The sequence below is a fragment of the Butyricimonas sp. Marseille-P3923 genome (genome assembly GCF_900184685.1).
In the GTDB taxonomy this organism is placed as follows: domain Bacteria; phylum Bacteroidota; class Bacteroidia; order Bacteroidales; family Marinifilaceae; genus Butyricimonas; species Butyricimonas muris.
In genome coordinates, this window is the sequence record NZ_FXXL01000007.1 from 1,688,099 (window position 1) to 1,711,775 (window position 23,677).

General features: G+C 44.1%; 21 protein-coding genes. 20 read left to right on the forward strand and 1 reads right to left on the reverse strand.

The features are described 5' to 3' along the window. The first annotated feature begins 14 nt into the window (after positions 1-14). The 14 genes from CS948_RS18435 to nuoE all read left to right on the forward strand — a co-directional run bounded on the left by CS948_RS18435 (position 15) and on the right by nuoE (position 15,239). Positions 15-3,020 (forward strand): hypothetical protein, encoded by a 3,006-nt coding sequence (locus tag CS948_RS18435; RefSeq protein ID WP_099293510.1) that lies wholly within the window; start codon positions 15-17, stop codon positions 3,018-3,020. Between the two features lie 445 nt (positions 3,021-3,465). Beyond that, positions 3,466-3,810, forward strand: a complete 345-nt coding sequence (locus tag CS948_RS18440) for a DRTGG domain-containing protein (protein ID WP_099293512.1) — start codon at positions 3,466-3,468, stop codon at positions 3,808-3,810. Between the two features lie 10 nt (positions 3,811-3,820). Further along, on the forward strand, positions 3,821-4,234 hold the full coding sequence (locus CS948_RS18445; RefSeq protein WP_099293514.1) for an ATP-binding protein: 414 nt from the start codon (positions 3,821-3,823) through the stop codon (positions 4,232-4,234). Positions 4,235-4,425: 191 nt separating this feature from the next. Next, entirely contained in the window at positions 4,426-5,769 is a 1,344-nt protein-coding gene (locus CS948_RS18450; RefSeq protein WP_099293516.1) for a [Fe-Fe] hydrogenase large subunit C-terminal domain-containing protein, read from the forward strand. 36 nt (positions 5,770-5,805) lie between these two features. Continuing rightward, on the forward strand, positions 5,806-6,141 hold the full coding sequence (locus CS948_RS18455) for a DRTGG domain-containing protein (RefSeq protein WP_099293518.1): 336 nt from the start codon (positions 5,806-5,808) through the stop codon (positions 6,139-6,141). A gap of 11 nt (positions 6,142-6,152) precedes the next feature. Beyond that, positions 6,153-6,881, forward strand: a complete 729-nt coding sequence (locus CS948_RS18460) for a PHP domain-containing protein (protein WP_099293520.1) — start codon at positions 6,153-6,155, stop codon at positions 6,879-6,881. Between the two features lie 65 nt (positions 6,882-6,946). Beyond that, positions 6,947-7,975 carry a virulence RhuM family protein gene (locus tag CS948_RS18465; protein WP_099293522.1) on the forward strand — a complete coding sequence of 343 codons (1,029 nt, stop codon included), beginning with the start codon at positions 6,947-6,949 and terminating at the stop codon, positions 7,973-7,975. Between the two features lie 79 nt (positions 7,976-8,054). Beyond that, positions 8,055-8,852: a hypothetical protein gene (locus CS948_RS18470; RefSeq protein ID WP_099293524.1), complete on the forward strand. Its 798-nt coding sequence runs from the start codon at positions 8,055-8,057 to the stop codon at positions 8,850-8,852. Positions 8,853-9,461: 609 nt separating this feature from the next. Further along, positions 9,462-9,854: a response regulator gene (locus CS948_RS18475; RefSeq protein ID WP_227215845.1), complete on the forward strand. Its 393-nt coding sequence runs from the start codon at positions 9,462-9,464 to the stop codon at positions 9,852-9,854. Positions 9,855-10,113: 259 nt separating this feature from the next. Next, the gene (locus CS948_RS18480) at positions 10,114-10,662 is read left to right on the forward strand and encodes an ATP-binding protein (protein WP_099293528.1); all 549 of its coding nucleotides are present in this window, start codon (positions 10,114-10,116) and stop codon (positions 10,660-10,662) included. A 26-nt stretch (positions 10,663-10,688) separates the two neighbouring features. Continuing rightward, on the forward strand, positions 10,689-11,087 hold the full coding sequence (locus tag CS948_RS18485) for a ferredoxin (protein ID WP_099293530.1): 399 nt from the start codon (positions 10,689-10,691) through the stop codon (positions 11,085-11,087). A 27-nt stretch (positions 11,088-11,114) separates the two neighbouring features. Then, entirely contained in the window at positions 11,115-12,905 is a 1,791-nt protein-coding gene (locus tag CS948_RS18490; RefSeq protein ID WP_099293532.1) for an NADH-quinone oxidoreductase subunit NuoF, read from the forward strand. Positions 12,906-12,971: 66 nt separating this feature from the next. Then, positions 12,972-14,744 carry an NADH-dependent [FeFe] hydrogenase, group A6 gene (locus tag CS948_RS18495; RefSeq protein WP_099293534.1) on the forward strand — a complete coding sequence of 591 codons (1,773 nt, stop codon included), beginning with the start codon at positions 12,972-12,974 and terminating at the stop codon, positions 14,742-14,744. Positions 14,745-14,762: 18 nt separating this feature from the next. After that, positions 14,763-15,239, forward strand: a complete 477-nt coding sequence (gene nuoE, locus CS948_RS18500; protein ID WP_099293548.1) for an NADH-quinone oxidoreductase subunit NuoE — start codon at positions 14,763-14,765, stop codon at positions 15,237-15,239. Between the two features lie 234 nt (positions 15,240-15,473). Here nuoE and CS948_RS18505 read toward each other — a convergent pair whose 3' ends face one another. Continuing rightward, on the reverse strand, positions 15,474-16,619 hold the full coding sequence (locus CS948_RS18505) for a response regulator (protein ID WP_099294679.1): 1,146 nt from the start codon (positions 16,617-16,619) through the stop codon (positions 15,474-15,476). A gap of 256 nt (positions 16,620-16,875) precedes the next feature. On the opposite strand from CS948_RS18505, the gene CS948_RS18510 reads away from it, so the two are divergent. From CS948_RS18510 to CS948_RS18535, 6 genes are read left to right on the forward strand one after another with little or no spacing between them, the layout of a single operon-like run. Further along, positions 16,876-17,241, forward strand: a complete 366-nt coding sequence (locus CS948_RS18510; RefSeq protein ID WP_099293550.1) for a response regulator transcription factor — start codon at positions 16,876-16,878, stop codon at positions 17,239-17,241. Positions 17,242-17,245: 4 nt separating this feature from the next. Then, positions 17,246-18,388: a sugar transferase gene (locus tag CS948_RS18515; protein ID WP_099293552.1), complete on the forward strand. Its 1,143-nt coding sequence runs from the start codon at positions 17,246-17,248 to the stop codon at positions 18,386-18,388. A gap of 19 nt (positions 18,389-18,407) precedes the next feature. Further along, positions 18,408-19,181, forward strand: a complete 774-nt coding sequence (locus CS948_RS18520; RefSeq protein WP_099293554.1) for a TolC family protein — start codon at positions 18,408-18,410, stop codon at positions 19,179-19,181. A 2-nt stretch (positions 19,182-19,183) separates the two neighbouring features. Further along, positions 19,184-21,376 carry an exopolysaccharide biosynthesis protein gene (locus CS948_RS18525; RefSeq protein ID WP_099293556.1) on the forward strand — a complete coding sequence of 731 codons (2,193 nt, stop codon included), beginning with the start codon at positions 19,184-19,186 and terminating at the stop codon, positions 21,374-21,376. Further along, positions 21,369-22,793, forward strand: a complete 1,425-nt coding sequence (locus CS948_RS18530; protein ID WP_176555123.1) for an O-antigen ligase — start codon at positions 21,369-21,371, stop codon at positions 22,791-22,793. The genes CS948_RS18525 and CS948_RS18530 overlap by 8 nt, the downstream gene beginning before the upstream one ends. Beyond that, positions 22,777-23,676 (forward strand): glycosyltransferase family 2 protein, encoded by a 900-nt coding sequence (locus CS948_RS18535; RefSeq protein WP_099293560.1) that lies wholly within the window; start codon positions 22,777-22,779, stop codon positions 23,674-23,676. Before CS948_RS18530 ends, CS948_RS18535 begins: the two co-directional genes overlap by 17 nt. Position 23,677 lies beyond the last annotated feature (1 nt).

Genomic DNA, 23,677 nt, shown 5'->3' on the forward strand with positions numbered 1-23,677 from the left:
ACAAGCATACACTTATGAAATATTACTATACACTGAAAAATGCCAGAATCCTCTTCACCAGCATACTATTCACGTGTCTGTTTATTATTCCGGCAAAAGCCCAATTTGTAGACCTCGGGCAAGACCCTTGCAGCACCCGCTGGCGACAAATCAAGACAGACAATTTCCAAATTATCTACCCCGACTTCTTCGAGCAGAACGCCCAATACCTCGCCAACATTTATGCGAAACTCTACGCCCATGCCAACACGCTAGGCATCAAAGCAAAAAAAATGTCCATGATCGTCCGGGCAAACGGAGGCATATCCAACGGAAACGCCGGTTGGGCTCCTAAAAAAAGTGAACTCTACACGGCTCCCCCGCAAGACGTCAGCGACGATTGGCTGGAACACTTATGCATACACGAATTTCGCCACATCATGCAATACGACAAGGTGAATCAAGGATTCACGAAAGCATTATATTACATTTTCGGGGAACAAATCACCATGGCCGTCATCGGGGTATACGTACCCATGTGGTTTCTGGAAGGGGATGCCACGGTCTTCGAGACCTCCGTCGGTCATAGCGGACGAGGACGCTCCCCCGAATTTCTGAACGAAATGAAAGCCCAAATCACGGAAAAAGGCATCTACACCTATTACAAAGCCGTGCTGGGCTCGTACAAGGATTTCGTCCCGAACCGCTACATGCTCGGCTACTACATGGTCGGCAACAGCCGCATCCACTACGGTCCCGGCATCTGGCAAGACGCGTTGACACGTGTCGGCAAACGCCCGTACGGCATCACGCCTTTTGCCCGTAGCCTGAAACTCACGCTAAACGAAAAGCGGGATTCCTTGTGGAACACCCGACACTTCCAGTCCCTTTTCATCCACCCGGACAGCGTGAAAAAGGCAAACACCTATTGCGATGCCAAACGTACCCTATACCGGGACAACTTCAGCGAACTGCAACAAATCTGGAAACGGGAAGCCGATCAAGTGAACCACTTGTTCGACACCATTCCCACCCGCGATGAACTATACGCGAACTACCACTACCCCGTGCCAACCCCCACGGGCGAAGTCATTGCCTATAAAGAAGGGCTAGCACAGGAAGGCGCCCTCGTGTTTCTTAAACCCGCGGGCGACGAGATAATTACCCGCACGGGTACTTTATACGATTACAAATTCGCGTACAACAATCACACACTCGTGTGGTCTGAATACAAGGCGCACCCCCGCTGGCAACAAGGCGGAAAAATGGTACTCGCCACGTATGACCTGCTACGCGACAAATACCGCCGCCATCCGGCTCGCCAGAACCGTTACGCCCCGTTTACCGTGGACGACAACTGGGGATTCGTCGAGGTCGATAAAGAAAATCAAGCCTCTCTCGTGATCATGGATGCCCGCTTGGAAAAAGAACTTTTCCGCTTGAAAGGAAACGGCACGGAATTATTCGTGCATCCCTCCCACGACGGTCAAGGCAATATCATCACCATCGTTGTCGACACGCGCGGCAAACACATCGAATCCGTGAATATACGTACCGGGAAACGCACACCATTGACGGCAAACACACCCTACGAGATTGACAACCCCGTCGCCGCGGGCAACCGGATCATCTACCGGGGAGCCTTCGACACGAACAACTCGTTCTACTGTCAAGATCACCCGAACGATTTCGGTCACAACGCCTTGAACGCCAAATTCGGATTGCGCTATCCCCAACTGTCCCCCGGCAAAGACTCTCTTTATTTCTCGTTCTACACAGCGGACGGTTACAAACCGGCGAAAATAGCCGTCAACCGACTCGAGAACAACCCGATAGAAAAAGAAAAATTCCCTATCGCGAACACCGTGACACAACAGGAGGACTGGCAATTCGCGTTAAATACCGACTCCACCTATGTCAGTCGGAAATACAACAAAACCCTCCACTTGTTCAACTTCCATAGCTGGGGTCCCATATTTCCGGATGTAGACGACACGGATGTTGATTTCGGTATTGCCGCCAGCTCACAGAACAAACTCAGCACGCTATTCCTCACTGCCGGATACGTGCGGGGCAAGGGATACAAACACGGTAATTGGCAAGTGAAAGCATCTTACAAAGGATTCTGGCCAATACTGGACTTGGAATTCAAAAGCGGACGCAACGACGATGTTTACAAAACACTCGTAAACTATACACCACGAAGGGAAGAACTACAACAAGACACGATACGCATAGTTTACAAATCACGATACACCAAGGGAACCGCTACCCTACAATTCCCATTCAATTTATCCAGAAAAAACTACTACCGTAACATTATACCTTACGTGAGATACGAATTACAAACTATTCACGACTACAAACACAAGAACACCTATTTATTATCAAACCGCCATTGGCAAACTGTTCCCAATACCCCCCCCTACGTCAGTGTCACCGGGAAGCCGGACAATATCACGCTTCAAATCATGCGCTACGGGCTTATCCTAAGCAACCAAACCCGCATGAGCGAACGGGACATCAACCCTCGCTGGGGACAACGTTTAACCTTCGGGTACCAGCATACTCCTTTCGAGAATCTGGATTACGGCAATTCGACATGGGTAGAGGGGCGTTTCTATTTCCCCGGCTTCGCTCCCCACCATTCTTTTTCCCTCTATTTGGGACATCAGGACAAATCCCTGAAAGACCGGAGTTATTACAGCAATCAAATCCAGTCGCCCCGCGGGATCTCCCTGTACGGGTATGACCTCTCCACCCTGCACACCACGTACAGGATGCCGATTTGCTACCCGGACGCCCACGTGGGTCCCATCCTGTACATGAAACGAATCACGGCAGCCGCGTTTTTTGATGTCGGGCACGAGAAAAACCAATATTACAAAAAGACATTCTACTCCTACGGTATAGAGGCAACGGTCGATACTCATTTCTTCCGCCTCCCGTTCCCCATGAATCTGGGGTTCCGTTTAGGATACGAAACTAAAAAACAGTCCATGTTCGCGGACATGATATTCTCCGTGAGCTTCACTATCTAAACGACACGCCCCCCGACCGAGAGTAGACATGTCAAAACGCTTTTCCCCTGCCCTACTATCCCGTAACAAGGATTTTGGGCGGGTATTGGGCGGCTTGTAGGCGGCATCGCCCACTCATTGCCCACACTTAGCCCACTTATAGCCCACGTTTTAGTAAGAAATAAACACGTTTAACATTTAGACACAATCACACCAAACCACCCCACGGGCGGGCACTAAAACACCGCCGCACACCCGATATGCCAGCCTTCCCCTAAATAAAGTATTGACTCAAGGTAGAATCCCCACCGTCTTCGGAAAGAATTTAGTTACCCTCCGCCTTCGGAAAACCCTTGTAATCCCTCTATCTAAAATCTAAAATTCAAAATTTAAAATCTAATTCAGGCAATCTTGTTGAAAATCCGGATTACTTTATCTAACTTAGGAGCAACCAAAAAACACAATTATGACTCTAAAAGAAGTTGCCGTATTACTTAACGCCCGGATAATCCACGAAAACGGTCATCTCGACAAGGTTATCCGCCACGCCTTCGCTGCCGACCTGATGAGCGACGTACTTCGTTTGGATACCAGCGAAATGCTGCTTATCACGGGACTTGCCAACCTGCAAGTCATCCGGACGGCGGAAATGTCAGATATCTGCTTTGTTCTGTTCGTTCGGGGAAAACAAGCCTCCCCCGACATGATAGACTTGGCAAAAGAATGTAACATTGCCATATTACAATGCAAACAAAGCATGTTCAAGGTATGCGGCGAATTGTACAAGGCCGGGCTGGAACCCATTTATTAAAACAACAAACATGGAATTTAGCTACAACATCGAAGGAGGAAACTTTTCCCGAGCCGGATCTGCTTCCAGCGAAGTAAAAAAAATACTCAAACAACTGAATGTCAATCCATCGGTACTAAAACGTATCGTTGTGGCACTCTACGAGGCTGAAGTGAACGTCGTCGCCCACGCTTACGAGGGCACGATGCAGGTAACCATCGCCCCAACCGTGATCACCGTCGTTATCAACGACCGGGGACCCGGCATACCGGACATCGAATTAGCCATGCAGGAAGGTTATTCCACGGCTTCCCCGGAAGTCCGGGAAATGGGCTTCGGCGCGGGGATGGGACTCCCGAACATACAAAAGAATTGCGACCGGTTAAGCATAGAATCAAAAGTAAACGAGGGAACGAAAGTGACCATGACAACGTATTTCAATTGAAAATGAAAAATTGAAAATTGAAAATGAAAAAACTCCTCCGTCAGTTTCGCTGACACCTCCTCTATAAACAGAGGAGGAGCTGGTGAATCTTGCCGAAGACGGTAATAGAAATTAAGAATGTAGAATGAAGCGTTGGCAGGTGGGGAGAAGAGAAATCTTAAATCTAAAATCATTAAATCTAAAATTAATAGATGGAACCGTTTTACCACGCCTTGAAAGTAGCCCCGACCGCCTGTATCGGATGCACGCATTGCATGAGTCTATGCCCGACCCAAGCGATACGCATTCAAGACGGTTTGGCCACGATAAACAAAAACGCCTGTGTTGACTGCGGCATGTGCCTCAAGTCCTGCCCCAGACACGCGATATACGTGGAGCAAGACGATTTCAACCAAATATTCAACTTCAAACACAGGATTATTCTCCTGCCCACCGTGCTTTTCGGGCAATTCTCCGAAGAGATCACCGAGCAACAAATCTTCGCGGAACTCCACTCGATGGGATTCACGCAAGTCATTGAAGTGGCTCAAGCGTCGGGAATCCTAACAAAAGCGATGCGCAACTACATGCAGAAAAACTCGCACGACAGACCGTTCATCTCGGCATTCTGCCCCGCGGTCGTGCGATTAATACAAGTACGTTTCCCCTCGCTGATAGACCATATCATCCCGCTCAAACAAGCCATGGATCTGGGAGCCATTTTTGTACGGAAAAAATACATCGACCAAGGTATTTCACCCGAAGACGTGGGTATCTTTTACGTGACCCCCTGCGCGGCAAAAATTGCCGCCGTGAAAAGTCCCGTGGGGGATGACGAATCAAATATCGACGGGGTTATCAATCTCGATTTCATATACAACAAAATACAAATGGGACTCACGCAACACCGGGACCAACCCGTCAATCCCGTTTCGGAACAAACTTACTTGTCCCCGGAGTCCATCGCGTGGGCATTAACCGAAGGGGAAGCATCCAAGTTTGAAGGACGCTGCCTCGCTATCGACGAGATTCACAACGTGATAGACATCCTCGAGAAACTAGAAAACGACGAATTGACCGATATCGACTTTCTGGAATTGAGGGCGTGCGACCACTCCTGCGCGGGAGGTGCTCTGGCGGTCAACAATCGCTTCCTGACCATCGAGCGTCTGCGCAAGCGCATGGAAACCAGTGAAAAGGTCAATCGCACCACTTCCGACGACATCCAACAATACGAGTCATACCTCTTCAAGGAGGGACAACTAAGCGGAGAAATCCCGCCGCGTTCCATCGAGCAATTGGATGAAAACATACTCGTTGCCATGGAAAAAATGCAAAAACTCAATCGCATCATGGGAGTCCTACCCCAGATAGATTGCGGTGCTTGCGGCGCCCCGTCGTGCCAAACCCTTGCCCGCGATGTCGTGCAATGCAAGGCAAAACTCAACCAATGCGTCTTCATGCAAAAGATACTTTGCGCGGAAGACCTCATGACGCCCGACGAATCTCTCGAACTATCCGAGAAAACGTGGGGCATCAAACGATTTGAAAAATAAAAGAAACATACATAAACCCAAACAAACAATAGCATTATGACAGTACAAGACATTATCTCGCGTTTAAATCTTACCGTTTGCTCGGGCAAAGAAGGATTGCAAAGAGAAATCAAAGGAGGTTACACGTCCGACTTGCTAAGCGACGTCATGGGACACGCACAAGAAGGTGACGTATGGATCACACTCCAAACACACAAGAACGTGATGGCTATCGCCTCGTTGAAAGAGATTGCCGCGATCATTCTCGTGAAAGGCCATGTGCCCGAAGAGGACACCCTCGCCGAAAGCGAGAACGAGAACATCCCGATTCTCTCCACCCCGTTACAGGCGTTCGAGATCACGGGACAACTTTATAAATTATTACACCCGTAATACCGCCCGTCATGGAAATCCGTGCCGACTTGCATATTCACACCATACTTTCACCTTGCGGGGATCTGGAAATGAGCCCCGCGAATATCATCGGCATGGCTTTGAGGAAAGGCATTTCACTCATCGGGATATCCGACCACAACTCCACCCGACAAGCCCCGCTCATTCAAGAATTGGGAGAAAAACAGGGGCTTCGGGTGCTTTGCGGCACGGAAATCAACTCCATCGAAGAGGTGCACGCCCTCACCTACTTCCCGACACTGGAAAGACTCGCGGAATTTCAAACTTATCTGGATCATCACCTGCCGGACATAAAGAACAATCCTGACAAATTCGGCTATCAAGTAGTAGTCGATGCCGAGGAACAAATCACCTACGAGGAAGAACGTCTACTGATTTCAGCGCTGGATGTAGACCTCAACACCATAGAACGGGTAGTCCACTCCTTGGACGGCATCTTCATCCCGGCACACATCGACAAATCGCATTTCAGCATCCTCTCGCAACTGGGATTTGTCCCCAAAGACCTGCGCTACGAGGCTCTGGAACTTAGCTTTCGCGTCACACCGGAAGAATTTATCCGGCAAAATGCCTATTTGTCCGGCAACCCGTTTATTCGCTCTTCCGACGCCCATTACGTGGACGACATCGGGAAAGTAACCACCACGCTTTCACTACCCGATCTATCATTCGATTCCATCCGGAATGCCATACTGAATTTAAAATACAACATCAAGTAAAAAACAGGTGTACACGCTCCTCTAATAAGAATTTATCGCTATCTTCGCTCGTCAAATCAAGAAATATGAGCAAAAAACTCCAAATACATAATAGTACTGCCGAATTTCTTATCTTTCAATTAGAAAGCAAGGAAGAAGGAATCGAAGTATTATATCAAGATGAAACTCTTTGGCTCACGCAGGATGCTATAGCACTCCTATTTGATAAAGGTCGTTCAACAATAGCCGAGCACCTGCAAAATATTTTTCAAAGTCAAGAGTTGCAAGAAGACTCAGTTTGTCGGAAATTCCGACGAACTGCCACAGATGGCAAAGACTATGCTACCAAGTATTATAATTTGGACGCAGTAATATCAATCGGCTATCGCACAAACTCGGTACGAGCCACTCAATTCCGTCAGTGGTGTACATATGTACTTCGTCAATTTGCCATTCGAGGCTACGTGATTGACAAAAAGCGGATGGAGAACGGTACATTCATCAACGAGGACTATTTCGAGCATTTGCTTGCCGAAATTAGGGAAATTCGATTAAGCGAACGCCGTTTCTATCAAAAAATGACTGATATATACGCTACAAGCATTGATTACAACCGAGATGCACCGACAACACGAATGTTCTTTAAAAAAGTGCAGAACAAGATGCACTACGCTATTCATGGACATACTGCTGCAGAACTAATAGTTGAGCGAGCCAATGCAGAAAAAGAGCACATGGGACTTACCACATGGGAAAAGGCGCCTGACGGTAAGATTGTAAGAACGGATGTGGCTATTGCCAAGAACTACCTTAAAGCGGATGAATTAGAGTCGATGGGACGCATCGTCAACGCTTTCCTTGATTTGGCTGAAGATAGAGCAAAACGGCATATTCCCATGACTATGGAGGATTGGTCTACTAGAATAGATAAATTTTTGGATAGTGATGACCGCCCGATATTGACTGATACAGGAAAAATATCGGCAGAACAAGCCAAACTATACGCAGAAAGTGAGTTTGAAAAATACCGTATCATTCAAGACCGATTATTTCAATCCGATTTTGATAAATACAATACAGATAATCTGCTTGATTTTAATTGTGAAGAAAAATAATAATGAGGAGATAATTAAAGTTTGAAGAATTACTTCACCTTTATAGGTTAAATAAAGACAATTTTGAAATACCGAGATTATGTTCGTAGAATCCATGACCGCTGAAGAAATCATCAAGGAAACCAGACGGGACCTTGCGCTCCTTGAAAACTACAAGGAAAAAATATACCAACTCCACCGCCGGGATTTCCTTTTGGCTAAAAAATATCCCGTGACATTCCAGCATGAATGGGTATCGCCCGCCACACGCAACAAATGGCGCGTCACGATCACTTGTCACAGCAAAAAGACACGGGAAGCCCCCGAAATATACCACTACTCCCCTTACGTGACATCCCGGGGAGTCGGCGTCATTTTTCCTTTTTACGATCTGGATACCGAAGACTGGGCATTCAGCAGATTCACCGGACATTTTTTCAGCCGCTACCGCAACCGTTATTTGATACCCAACAATCTATGCACGCCCGGTATGGATGTCATTGATTATTTCATCAAAGATAACATATCCTTTTCTTTATCTGAAAAAAAGAAAGAAGACAATAGCTTCACTTGTTGCCTGAAAGACGGTATCGCTCTTGGTATTTTTGACTCAATTCTCACGGTTTTCCGCACGTTCGTGTCACACGACATGCTCTTTAGAATACAGAAACGCTCCCTGCAATCCAGTATCGAATATCAAAAAACACTGGACGATTTCCTCACGAACAAACTTCCCAATTCCTACAAGCAATACTGCCTGCAAGGACGAGTAGGACGGGTTGCAGGTCCCGAACCCATACCCCATCTATCCTTGGACGACGTGAAAGACCTCCTGAAAGATAAACCCAAAATACCGTTGTTCTCTCCACTCACGGGAAAAATCGAGTTCGAGGACTAAGGAAAGGGTTTATAAAGTCCGCGGATACCGCGGTGCTTCGTTCACGGCAGCAAAGCTACCGAAGAAACAGTACACGTGCAGGTTTTCCCGAGTTCTTTTCCCCGTGCATCCCTAGGGATATTCTAAGGTATCTTAGATTGCAATTAATTGATTATTATATTATTATCATACTATTATTCTATTAATATATGATAACAATAGAATGACAAGGAGTGTAACCACTGGGAATCAATAGGATATACATGGGGAAAACTTTATTGTACGCAAACTTTTTTATAGTCGCCTTCGGCGAGTTGCAGGTTACAGGTTGCATTTGCCTTCTGCAAGTTACAGGTTGCTTTTCTTGCGTTGTAGACTGTATTCAATATTCACAATCCGCTTAAGCGTAACACCCTCTCAATATGAACTTAAACCCCTCAAAAAACATCTCAAAAAACGAACGTTTAATTAGAGTACAAATATAGGCAATAAATCCAATATGTAAAGAAAGCAGGTTTGATTTTAAGAAATTAAATATCAATATACATAGCTATATAGCCCGCTCTTCGACTTCGGGGATAAAAAACGACGTATTAAACGTTCATTTTTTGAATGTTCAAAACAAACCGAATGAACAGTAATAACGATAGAGTTGAAACATCAAAAAGCAAAACGATACTCGTTGCCGAGGACAACGAGAGTAATTTCCTTTTGGTCTTCACGGTGCTAAAAAAAGACTACTCTATCATCCGGGCACATAACGGCGTGGAAGCCATTGACAAATTCAAATCAGAAAGCCCGGATATTATTCTGATGGATATCAAAATGCCCGAAATGGACGGACTGACCGCCACCAGAAAAATCCGGGAATACGACACCCGAATCCCGATCATTGCCCTTAGCGCTTTCGCTTTTGAAACCGACAAACAAGAAGCCATATCAGCCGGATGTAATGATTATATCACGAAACCCGTGGACTTCAATTTACTGAGAGCAACACTTAAACGACACCAGACGGAATAATTATACCCCGCCATTCATATCATTGTTTTCCAACGCAAAGCTAAAAACATTCAGGGCACAACAATTAAGGAATAAATTCTTCATTAGAAGCAATCTATATTATTACAAGTTAAGGATAAAATGCTTGTTTCTATTAATAATTTAATTATATTTGAAGCGATTTTTCTCGCGATTGAAACTAAACGAGAGAAAAAAAGAAAAATTTATAAGAGCGTGCGAATCTTATTCAAGAAAAAAAGTGTAAATTAACAGGTGTGGAATGCAAACGTTATCGGACCATATCCTAGATATCGCCCAGAATTCAATACGAGCCAATGCCTCTCGTGTCGAAATCAGCTTGCAAGAGAAACCAAGTACGGATTCTCTTGTATTCACCATTCATGATAACGGACGCGGGATGGACGAAACCACGCTGGCAAAAGTAACCGACCCTTTTTTCACGAGCAGAACGGTACGCAAAGTGGGACTCGGCATACCCTTGTTGAAACAAAATGCCGAAGCAACGGGAGGGACACTGAAAATAGAATCAAAGGAAGGAGTGGGCACGACACTGGAAGCCAGTTTCTCTCTCTCGCACTGGGATCGTCCGCCAATGGGCGACGTGGCAGGTTCCATCGTGATACTTGTCTCGGCAAACCCCGACATTGAATTTATCTACCGTCACATCACGGAGAAAGGAGATTACACTTTTGACACGGAAGAAGTAAAAGAAATCATGGAAGGAGTACCCATTAACGATCCTGAAATCGTTATGGCTCTGCGCCAGATGATACGGGAAAATATAAAAGAAATAACACAAACAACATAAGACAAAATAACCTTAATCATTTAATAATGGAAAAAATTAAATCACTTGCAGACCTCAAACGTATTAAGGAAAACGTGCAGACGAAGATCGACCTTCGCGAGAAGAGCGAACAGGTAGAGAACTTGGTTCAGATAAAAGTAGCCATGGCAACTTGCGGTATCGCCGCGGGTAGTAAGGAAACCATGAATTATTTCATCGAGAACCTCGAGAAGAACGGGATCACTGCCGTTGTCACCCAAACGGGATGCATGGGATACTGCTACGCGGAACCGACAGTTGAGATTACCAAGCCGGGAAAAGACCCGATCGTTTTCGGTCACGTCACCACGGAAAGAGCGGAAGAAATCATTCAAAAGTATTTAAAGAATGACGAGTTGGTGGCTGACATCATTCCGGTTAATTTTGATACAATCAAAGACAGATAAAAACAACTAATCAAAACCCGAATATCTATGAGTTATAAAATGCATGTCCTCGTTTGTGGTGGAACAGGATGTAGAGCATCTGCCAGCCAACAGATCATTACCCGGCTGGAAGAAAGTTTAAGAGAGAAAAACTTGGACGACGAAGTTCAAGTGATCGCTACCGGTTGTTTCGGTTTCTGCGAGAAAGGGCCGATCGTGAAAATCATGCCGGACAACACTTTCTACGTTCAAGTGAAACCGGAGGACGCCGAGGAGATCGTAAACGAACACGTGATCAAAGGAAGAAAAGTAGAGAGATTATTATACAAGGACCCGGAAAAGAAAGAAGCCGTGAGCGACTCCAAGCACATGGGATTCTACAAAAAACAACTCCGGATTGCTTTACGCAACTGCGGATTCATCAATCCCGAAAACATCGAGGAATACATCGCGCGTGACGGGTACTCCGCCCTCGCGAAATGTATCACCGAACTGAAACCGGAAGAGGTAATCCAAGAAATCAAACTGTCCGGCTTGCGCGGTCGCGGCGGCGGCGGTTTCCCGACAGGATTGAAATGGGAATTTGCCAGCAAATACCCGGCTGACCAAAAATACGTGGTTTGTAACGCCGACGAAGGTGACCCGGGCGCTTTCATGGACCGTTCCATCATGGAAGGTGACCCCCACTCCGTTATCGAGGCAATGGCTATCTGCGGGTACAGTATCGGGGCTACCAAAGGTTTGGTATACATCCGCGCCGAATACCCGCTTGCTATCCAACGTTTGAAAATCGCTATCCAGCAAGCTAAAGAATACGGGCTGTTAGGAGAAAGTATCTTCGGTACCGATTTCTCCTTCGAAATAGAATTACGCTACGGCGCGGGAGCATTCGTGTGCGGGGAGGAAACCGCGTTAATCCACTCCATGGAAGGACACCGCGGGGAACCGACCATGAAACCGCCCTTCCCGGCTGAATCCGGTTATTTGAATCGCCCGACCAACGTGAACAACGTGGAGACTTTGGCGAACATCCCGGCTATCATCATGAAGGGAGCCAACTGGTTCAACAAAATCGGAACGGAGCGTTCCAAGGGTACGAAAGTATTCGCCCTCGCCGGAAAAATCAATAACGTGGGACTTATCGAAGTACCCATGGGAACCACTTTACGCGAAGTGATCTACGAGATCGGCGGCGGTATCAAGAACGGCAAGAAATTCAAAGCCGTACAAACAGGGGGGCCTTCCGGCGGTTGCTTGACCGAGAAACACCTCGACGTGCCGATTGATTTCGACAACTTGCTGGCTTCCGGCTCCATGATGGGATCAGGTGGTATGATCGTCATGGACGAAGACGACTGTATGGTATCCGTGTCCAAATTTTACCTTGAATTCACGGTAGAGGAATCCTGCGGAAAATGTACGCCCTGCCGTGTAGGAAACAAACGCCTTCACGAGATACTGGATAAAATAACCCAAGGCAAAGGCACGATGGAAGATATCGACACGCTGAAAAACCTCAGCCGCGTGATCAAGGATACAGCCCTTTGCGGGTTGGGACAAACATCCCCGAACCCGGTACTGTCTACCCTTGATAATTTCTACGACGAATATCTGGCACACATCAAAGACAAGAAATGCCCGGCAGGACAATGTAAGGCATTATTGATGTACCATATCGATCCGGAACTGTGTATCGGTTGCGGGTTGTGTGCACGCAATTGTCCCGTTGACGCTATCGTGGGAGAACGGAAAGAAGTGCATTTCATCAACACGGCAAAATGTATCAAGTGTGGTGCTTGTATGGAGAAATGCAAGTTCAAAGCAGTTAGCACGAGATAATTGAAAATTGAGAATTAAAAATTGAAAATTGCTTAGGCAACCTGCTAAGCTAAGGAGATTTTAAAGATGGAAAATAATATAACACTAAAAATAGATAACCGAGAAATCAGCGTTCCCAAGGGAACCACGATTCTTGAGGCAGCCCGGGAACTGGGTATCGACATCCCCACCCTTTGCTACATGAACCTGAAAGATTTGTGCATCAAGAACGCCCCGGCATCTTGCCGTATCTGCGTGGTCGAGGTGGAAGGCAGAAAAAATCTTGCCCCCTCTTGCGCCACCCGGTGCGAGAACAATATGGTGGTACGTACCAACACCATGCGCGTGTTGAACGCCCGTAGAACCGTACTCGAACTGATGCTGTCGGATCACCCGTCAGACTGTTTGGTCTGCGCCAAATCAGGCAATTGCGAATTACAGGACACGGCCATCAAATTAGGTATCCGTGAAATTCCGTTCGCCGGCGAGAAATCAGAATTCAAAGTGGATTTGTCACCCTCCATCCGCCGGGATGCGACCAAATGTATCTACTGCCGCCGTTGCGAAATGATGTGCAACGACGTGCAGACAGTCGGTGCGTTAGGCGCCGTGAACCGCGGGTTCGCCTCCGTGGTAATGCCCGCGTTCGATGACGCGTTGATAGACTCGGAATGTACATTCTGCGGCCAGTGCGTTGCCGTGTGCCCGGTAGGTGCCTTGACCGAATTGTCACACACCAATCGCCTGATCAACGATCTGGCTAACCCGGAAAAAACCGTAATCGTGCAAACGGCTCCCGCCGTTCGTGCCGCCTTGGGTGAAGAGTTCGGTTTGGCAGCCGGAACATCCGTTACCGGAAAAATGGTTGCCGCTTTACGCAAACTGGGTTTTGCCAAAGTATTCGACACAGACTTCGCTGCCGACTTGACCATCATGGAAGAAGGAACCGAATTGTTAGGACGTCTGAACGCATTCCTGAATGGCGACAAAGAAGTGAAATTACCGATAATCACGTCATGCTGCCCGGGTTGGGTGAACTTCTTCGAGAAACAATTCCCCGATTTGCTGGACAGACCGTCAAGCGCACGTTCCCCGCAACAAATGTTCGGGGCGATAGCCAAAACTTACTGGGCTGAAAAAATGGGTATCAAACGCGAGAACTTGATCGTGGTATCCGTGATGCCTTGCCTCGCGAAGAAATTCGAGAGCGAGCGTGACGAGTTCAAGACAGACGGTGACCCGGATGTAAATTACTCCATCTCCACGCGCGAATTGGCAGCCTTAATCAAAGAAACGAACATCAACTTCATGCAGCTGGAAGACGAAGACTTCGACGCGCCGTTAGGTGAATCCACGGGAGCCGCTGTTATCTTCGGCGCCTCGGGTGGCGTGATGGAAGCCGCCCTGCGTACCGCTTACGAAATCCAAACGGGTAAAACGTTGGAGAACGTGAACTTCGAAGGCGTGCGGGGTATCGAGAACTTGAAGGAAGCAACCATCGATGTGGACGGATTCGAATTGAAAGTCGCCGTGGCTCACAGCTTGGGCACAGCACGCAAATTGATGAATGACCTGCGCGCAGGTAAATCACCGTACCACGCGATCGAAGTGATGGCTTGCCCCGGCGGATGTATCGGTGGTGGCGGTCAACCGTTCCATCACGGGGATTCTGCCCGTATCATGGCCCGTTCCAAAGCTCTTTACACAGAAGACTCGGAAAAAAGCTTCAGAAAGTCGCACCAGAACCCGTACATCATCTCGTTGTACGAAGAATTCTTGGGCAAACCCATGAGCGAGAGAGCACACCATTTATTGCACACGTGCTATTTCAACAGAGGAAAAGAGATTATTGAACAATAATTATTCGGAAATATCATTATGACACAAATATCATTAGCAAAGTGCAAAGTTGACCAGCTGGTAAAACTGTGTGAAGAGTTCGGAAACCAAGAGGGCGAATTGATCAACGTCTTGCACAAAGCGCAGGAACTGGTCGGTTACCTTCCCAGAGAAGTACAGGAAGTTATCGCGCGTCAACTAAATATACCCGTTTCAAAAGTGTACGGGGTCGTGACCTTCTATTCTTTCTTCACCATGACTCCGAAAGGGGAACACCCGATTTCCGTATGCATGGGAACAGCCTGCTACGTGCGGGGTGCGGAGAAAGTACTGGATGAATTCAAACGAGTTCTGAAAATCAACGTCGGGGAAACTACCGCCGACGGGAAATTCTCTCTCACCAGTTTACGCTGCGTGGGAGCTTGCGGACTTGCCCCGGTTGTATTGATCGGAGAAAAAGTGTACGGTCGGGTAACTCCCGGAGAAGTCGAGAAAATTCTAAAAGAATTTGAATAAAGTAAAGGGGCGGTCAGTGTGATCGCCCCTTTATTATTTTTATACAGTTTATTAATTTTAGATTGAACGATTTTAGATTTTAGATTGAACTCCTCCGTCAGCTTTGCTGCCACCTCCTCTATAAACAGAGGAGGAACTAAAATACAGTCTTGAACGCTAGAGAAGCAACTTGCCGAAGGCAAATGCAACCTGTAACCTCTGCAACTCGCCGAAGGCGACTAAACCGTGGTAAAATCACTTTAACGGTAACGAGAAGCAAAAATCAGATCCCGCACCGGGTTTCGACGTAAACCAGAGTTGCCCGTTATTTTTAGCCACAAAGTCCTTGCATAACAACAAGCCTAAACCGGAACCTTCTTCGCTATTAGTTCCGAACGTGGTAAAATGAGTTGCCTCGTTCAACAATTTCGGCTGATCTTCCTCTTTTATCCCGCATCCTTTGTCTGACACGATCACTATGACCTCGTTCAGCCCGTTTCTCTCGTCCATTCTTGTCTCAACACGTGTTGTAACTGTCGTATCCTTATGACTGAACTTTATAGCATTAGAAATCAAATTACGCACGACTGATTTAATCATCTCTACATCCACCACGACCTCGACACTCTCGATTGAACGTTCTAATGCCAAAGCGATTGACTTACTTTCGGCGATCGGTTTAAACACCTCGATCACGCCGTCAACAAGCCCCACGAGGTCGATCGGCTGAGGTACATTCGACAACTTGCCCAACTGACTCTTCGTCCATTTCAAAAGATTATCCAGCAACGAGAACACTTCCTCGGAAGTCTTATTCGCCATTTCCAGCATCTCGAATACATCTTGGGGAACCGAGCCCGGTTCGATGCTCATCATGATGGTATTACACAACATCTTTATCGATGCCATAGGCGACCGCAAATCATGGGCGATAACCGAATAGAGTTTATCCCGTCCGGCAATAGTCTTTCTCAACTCTTCCGTCTGTCTCAGAATAATACGCCGGGCATCCACCAAAGAAAGCTGGTGCTCCACACGAATCAGTAATTCCTCCCTGCGGAACGGTTTGGAAATAAAATCATTTGCGCCCAGTTGGAAACCCTTCACAACGCTGGCGGAATCATTCAAAGCGGTTAAAAATATAATCGGTATCTCGGCTTGTGACGGTTCCACCTTCAAGCGTCCCGCTACCTCGAACCCGTCCATGTCCGGCATCATGACATCCAATAAAACCAAATCCGGGGACTCACTCTTCACCTTCTCCAAAGCCTCCGTCCCGTTCATGGCGTAAATAATATTAAACCCCTCACGTCCAAGCAATGCTTTCAACAATAAAACATTTGACTGAACATCATCCACAACCAATATTTTATATTCAGCTGGATTTATCTTCATACACATCATATTTTAAATAACGCACGTAATTACAGCCACAAATGTACAAACTATAATTCATTTTTATGGCATCTTTCCAACGATAGTTTTTAACTTTCCACCTCTTGTTACCCGTGTCATAGCATCACATTTTCCCTCGTTCGAAATATAAAACGAATGAATATTCAAAAAAATAAGTTTTTAATACATAAAACTAGCAAAAACTGCTCTATGTCGTAGTAATGTTGTATATTTGCATTATCAAAAAGAGAGAGCGTTTGTTATGAGTAAGAGTATTTTAATTGTTGATGATAAGCCTGAAATAGCGAAAGTTATCACAATACAATTATCCAAAGACTATGATGTGCACTCGGAAAGCAATCCGATAGAAGCACTAGCATGGATGCACGCCGGGAATATTCCGGATCTGATTATTTCCGATGTCAATATGCCGGAAATGGACGGAAAGACATTCCTGAAACACCTGAAAGCCAGTTCCATGTTCAACTTTATCCCGGTCATTATCTTATCCAGTCTGGAGAGTAGTAACGATCGGATCGAGTTACTGGAAGCAGGAGCTTCTGATTTCGTGCTAAAGCCTTTTAATCCGCAGGAATTAAAAATCAGAGTCCGGAATTTATTGAGATAACAGCATGTATGCCTATTATATCGGGGAAAATCCGGATTGGATAAAAAGAATATCCGAGAATCTGGAAAATGAGATTACTGTTTTCAGTAACCCCATTAAAACGATATTGTTTATAAACAAACAAGACAGGCACGAAGATTCCCCCGTGTACATCTTCATCGAATCCCGGAACAAAGAACAAGACCTCCAATGGTTGGAAGCCACGGTAAGCAACAACGTGAAAGATGTATACATACTTCTTCTCACGGATAAAGTCGTGAAAGAATACATCCCGCAATATTTGCAGGCGGGAGCGAATGAAGTCATCGATATCAATTCTTCGGCAGAAGATATCCAAACCACGTTAGCTTTTCTCCCGAAACTTAAACTTTACCAAACGGCAAAAAAGAACAGTTGTCCCCGCAGATTCAAACTTCCTCTATGGAAACGGATTTTTGACATCACGTTCTCGACCATCGCGCTCCTGTGCCTCTCCCCGTTCCTGCTCCTGACCGCTCTCGCGATACGGTTGGAAAGTAAAGGCCCTATCGTTTACAAATCCAAAAGAGTGGGGAGTAATTACGATATATTCGACTTCTTGAAATTCCGTTCCATGTACACGGATGCGGACAAACGACTGAAAGAATTTCAAACTTTAAATCAATACCGGGAAGAATCCACAGAAGAGGAAACGCTCACCCGGGATATCGCGGAAACAAACAGTACAACTCTTTTGGTTGCCGATGATTTTATCACGACCGAACAAGAGTTGTTAAAGAATCGCCGTACACAACGGAAAAACGCCTTCGTGAAATTCGAGAACGACCCGCGTATTACCAGAGTCGGACGCTTTATCCGGAAATACAGTATCGATGAACTCCCGCAATTAATCAACATCCTGAAAGGAGATATGTCTATCGTGGGAAATCGTCCCCTCCCCCTGTACGAGGCGGAATTACTGACCACGGACGAATACATCGAACGCTTTATGGCTCCCGCCGGGTTAACCGGTTTGTGGCAAGTCGAAAAACGAGGCGACCAAGGAGCCTTATCCGCCGAAGAACGAAAACAATTGGATATAAAATACGCCCGGGACTTTTCGTTCTGGACAGACATAAATATTATTTGCAGAACATGCACGGCGTTTGTGCAGAAAGAGAATGTGTAATTAACAACGTTTTAGCAAGATGGACACGAAATATATTATCATCGGTTGTCTTTTATTTTTAAACCTTGTTTGCTTGGGACAAAACAGGCAAACAACGGACTCTGTGCCAAATCCCACAAGATTCATCCCACAGACATTAACAACCAATGAATTTATCAATTATCAACTGCCTCCATTGGATACCCTATTCGAAAGCGCGAAGAAAAATCCTCGTCTAAAAGCAATACAAGCCTCCATCGAAGCTGCTCGCAACGATTTGAAAGTATCAAAGCGGGATTGGTGGCAATACTTTTCCGTGCGTGCAGGATATAATTATGGTATCCTGGGTACTTACACTGACCAAGAAACACAGTACACTCCATTAACTACAGTTTATTCGGGAGCGACTCAAAGCAGTTGGTCTGTCGGGGCAAATATCAGCATTCCTTTTGACAAACTATTCACTCATCGCCCCACGGTAAAAAAACAGCAAGAAGTTATTAAGAATATCGAATACACACAACAGATTGAATTCAATTTAATTAAAAATGAAATTATTGAATTATACTGCGGTATTCAGTATCAACTAAGACTACTAAAGTTAGCAACGGAAACCATTACTCTATATAACGCAGAATACAAAGTTGCAGAATTGGATTATATTAATGACAAAGGTAACAAGAACAGATTACTAAGTGATCTCAAAGGTTCTCAAAAAGATGCTAAAATAGAATATGAAAAAATTATTAGTCAACTTAATATCATGTTCTTGAAGTTGGAAATAATTAGTAATATGCAATTTAGGAATAAATAATTATGAAATATATCACTTATTTTATCAAATTCTTTTACCGGATTCGTTTTTGGTTACTTATTGCACCCGTTATCGTTGCGCTATTAGTTTATTGGAAAACCAATAAAACACCACGCAACTATACCGCAAATTGTTCCATATACACGGGTATTATCACAGGTGTAAATATTCTATCTGAAAGTGGAATTACCACAACCTCCTACACGCAAGGCAGTATGATGGATAATTTACTCAATATCATTACTTCCGATCAAACATTAAAACAAGTATCCTTACGTTTATATGCCCGAATCATGGTATACGGGGATCCCAATAAAGATAATACGTATGTAAATGCTTCCAATTACCGATACTTACATGACCGCGGAGCTTCAATACATCATTTGATAGACAAGAGTTCCGAAAAAGATTCGATTAACGAACAGCGCACATACGAAAATCTACTCGCTTACGAAACAAATGACCCCTCGAATTACGTGTATGGAATATATCAATGGAATCTCCCTTACGTAAATCGTGAATCATTACAAAAAATAGATGTCAAACGTATTGGTAACAGCGACGTACTCTCAATTTCATATTCTTCAAATGATCCCGGAATTGTCTACCAAACTCTACTTATATTGATTGATGAATTCAACAAACAATACCAAGAACTACGTTTTGGCGAAACAAATCATGTTATCGAATATTTCCGGAAAGAACTAGCAATTATTGGCAAGGATCTCCAAAACGCAGAAGATACTCTCACCAATTATCGAGTTAAAAAGCAAGTTATCAATTACGAAGAAGAAACAAAAGCGGTTGCTGCATTAAATCGGGATTATGAACTACAATATTGGCAATCTCTGAACGAATACAATGTTTCTGATAGTATCAAAAGGGAATTAGAAGAAAGAATGCAGTTACATTCTGAGATTGTTCAAAATAATAGTTCATTCATTTTCCACAATAATAAAATCAGCGAAATCGATGAAAAACTCGCTATAGCAAAATACTACCCGGATAACACCATATCACGAGTTCCAATCGATTCGCTCAATCAAGAATTAGAACTACACAAACGAGCTTTATCAAAAGCTCTTGAAAAGATGGATTATCTTAAATACAGCAAAGAGGGTATATCCAATGCAAGTGTTATAGAAGAATGGTTGAAACAAGTTATCTCGTATAAAAAAGCCGAAGCTGAATTAAAAGTATTAAATCTGCGGAAAATACACATGGCTCAAAAGTATTCTCATTTCGCTCCTATCGGTTCAACTCTGACACGTAAAGAGCGTGTAGTAAACATCAATGAAAGAAAATATATGGCTATATTGGATGCTTTAAATGCAGCATTATTAAAGCAAAAGAGTATTCAAATGAATTCTGCTAGTCTAAAAGTTATGAATGCTCCTTATTATCCATTAGTTTCTATGGCTGCAAGCAAACACAAACTATTGACTATTGGAGCTTATATTGCAGCCTTAATATTCACGATATTCTTTTTCTTGATTATTGAAATATTGGATCACACTTTACACAATGTTTTTAAGGCCGAACAGCTTACAGGAAGCAAAGTTCTAGGAGTTTTCACCCGCCAATTATCTTTCGCTGCCAGAAGGTATAATAAAACGTACACAACACTTTCAACCCAAACATTATGTAACTCCTCAGTAACTTATTTCAAACCAGACCAAAGTAATATCATTAATTTGATCAGTAACGAACCGGGAGAAGGGAAAAGTTATATAATGGAACAAATCGCTCAACAATTTACTGATCGCGGTTTTGATGTAACGCAATTATCATGGCAAAACGAATTTCAAACAGATACTCAATCTTTTATCCAATCTTTAAATTTGGAAGAATTGGATGATCCGGAAAAAACAACACTGAAAGACAGAATCATTATCGTGGAATATCCTTCATTAAAAGACGCAGCACTAACAGCAAATATTTTACAAAATGTCAGTCTAAATTTACAAGTTGTAGACTCCAGACGTACTTGGAAAAATACAGACCAACAATTATTTGAACGGACAAGAGAAATGTGTAATAAAACACCACTGTTTTTAGTTTTAAATTACACGAAACGAGATGCAGCTGAGGATATAAACGGATTGATGCCACCTTATAATTTTTTTCGCAAATTATTATACAGATTAGCCCAATTGGGATTAACGGCAAATGATAAACCGTCACGTAATGTTTAAAAATAGCTCGTCCTATATAACCACGGTCGCATTTATTATCGGTTTATGCGCTATATATCTACTAACGTTGAAGGGTGGAATCATTCCAACTCTTCTTTTTGCTTGTTTACCTTTACTAGCTATAATTACAGCAAGAATTAGTCAAAAACAATATTATTTCTATGCTTTCTTTATTATAAATTACATCATATCAGGTATCAGCAGATATTTCCCAATGAAAACCGGTATGATAATGCTAGGGCTTACACTTGGCATCGGATGTATCCTTTTTCTCAAAAACATTTTTCAAACATACGAATGGAAACGTAGTTTCAATCTCTTGACTATCTTATGGGCGATATGGTTCCTCTATTGTCTACTTGAACTTTTCAATCCATATTCAGTTACAGATGCATGGTTTATTGCTATAAACGGATATGCCCTTTTCCCCTTAATCAGTGCCATTATTATTCCAGTCCTTTTCCGTCGCTTCAAGAATTTTTACTGGTTGTTAATTATATGGGCTATTTTATCTCTATTTGCTGCATTCAAAGGATACTGGCAAAAAAGTCATGGTTTTGATGGGGCTGAATTATATTGGTTATTTGTAGAAGGTGGTGCCAAAACTCATATCATTTATTCAGGGATACGCTATTTCTCGTTTCTTTCCGATGCCGCCAATTTTGGCATTACCATGGGACTCTCAATGACTATATTCGGGATTTCTGGTTTCTTCGTCAAAGCACGTTGGACGAAATGCCTATTTTGGCTAACTGCACTTGCATCATTATACGGATTAATGATATCTGGAACACGAAGCGCAGTAGCTGTTCCTCTAGCAGGATTATGTATCTACACTATATTGTGCCGAAGTATCAAAAATTTACTCATCGCCGGTAGTTTATTTGTTATTGTTATTTTATTCTTAACACAAACGACAATTGGCAATAGTAATTCATTAATCCGACGGGTCCGTTCAACTTTCAATAAAGAAGACGCTTCTTTTAAAGTTAGAGGGGAGAACAAAACAAGAATGATACCTTTAATGCGAGATAAACCTTTTGGCATCGGATTAGGATTAAGCGGAAAACGTTCTAAACGCTTCGATGTAAATGATAAACTATCGGAATTGCCACCCGATTCCTTACTTACGATGTACTGGATCGAAACGGGAATCATCGGCATCTCACTCTATCTTTCGCTATTAGTTATCATTTTTATACGAGCCTCATATATTGCCATGTTTATCGTTAAAGACAAACAATTGAGAAACATTTTATTTTCCATCATTGCAGGACTTGCCGGAGTATTTGTAGCAGCTTACGCAAATGATATCACAACCTATCCCAATGGAATCCTCATCAATATTTTATTTGTATTCCTGTTTGTTGCACCCTATTATGATAAAGAATTAACAGAACATGAAGCAACAGCCTGATATATCCATTGTTACTATTAATTACAACGGTCTACAAGAAACAGAACAATTAATAGAATCTCTACAACAAAACCCTCAAAAATGTTCGTACGAAGTCATTGTCGTAGATAATGGGTCAGTACAGAACGAGGCGAAAATATTGCAGGCAAAATACCCATACATTCAGTGCATCCGCAGTGAACGGAATCTAGGCTTTTCCGGGGGTAACAATTTAGGTATTCGTGTTGCAAAAGGGAAATGTATCTTCCTGCTGAATAACGATACGCTTGTATCTGACGATAGTTTGGTCTATTTATATGAAACACTGATAAGTTCATCAAACATCGGAGCCGCAAGTCCGAAAATCAAATTTGCCTTTCCGCCTCGGAACATACAATTCGCGGGATTCACCCCGTTAAGCAAATATACATTACGGAACCGGGCTATCGGCTATAATGAACCGGACAAAGGTCAATTTGATGTTCCGGGAACAACCCATTTTCTTCATGGAGCAGCCATGATGGTAAAACGTGAAGTAATCGAAAACATCGGATTGATGCCGGAAATCTATTTCCTTTACTATGAAGAAATGGATTGGTGTACCCGAATGCGGAATCACGGGTATCAACTCCGGTATGAACCCCGTTGCGCAATATACCACAAAGAAAGTTGCAGCACGGGAAAAGACAGTCCGTTAAAGACCTACTATCTCACCCGCAATCGCCTGTTATACACGTGGCGAAACAGACACGGGAGAACATTGTTTATTTCGTTAATCTATCAGCTTCTGATTGCTGATTTCAAAAATATTGTCGTAAATTTGCTACATGCAAAATCGGCACAAGCAAGAGCTATTTTTGAAGGGTGTGTAGACTTTTTTCAATTAAAACATAAAAGGGAATAAT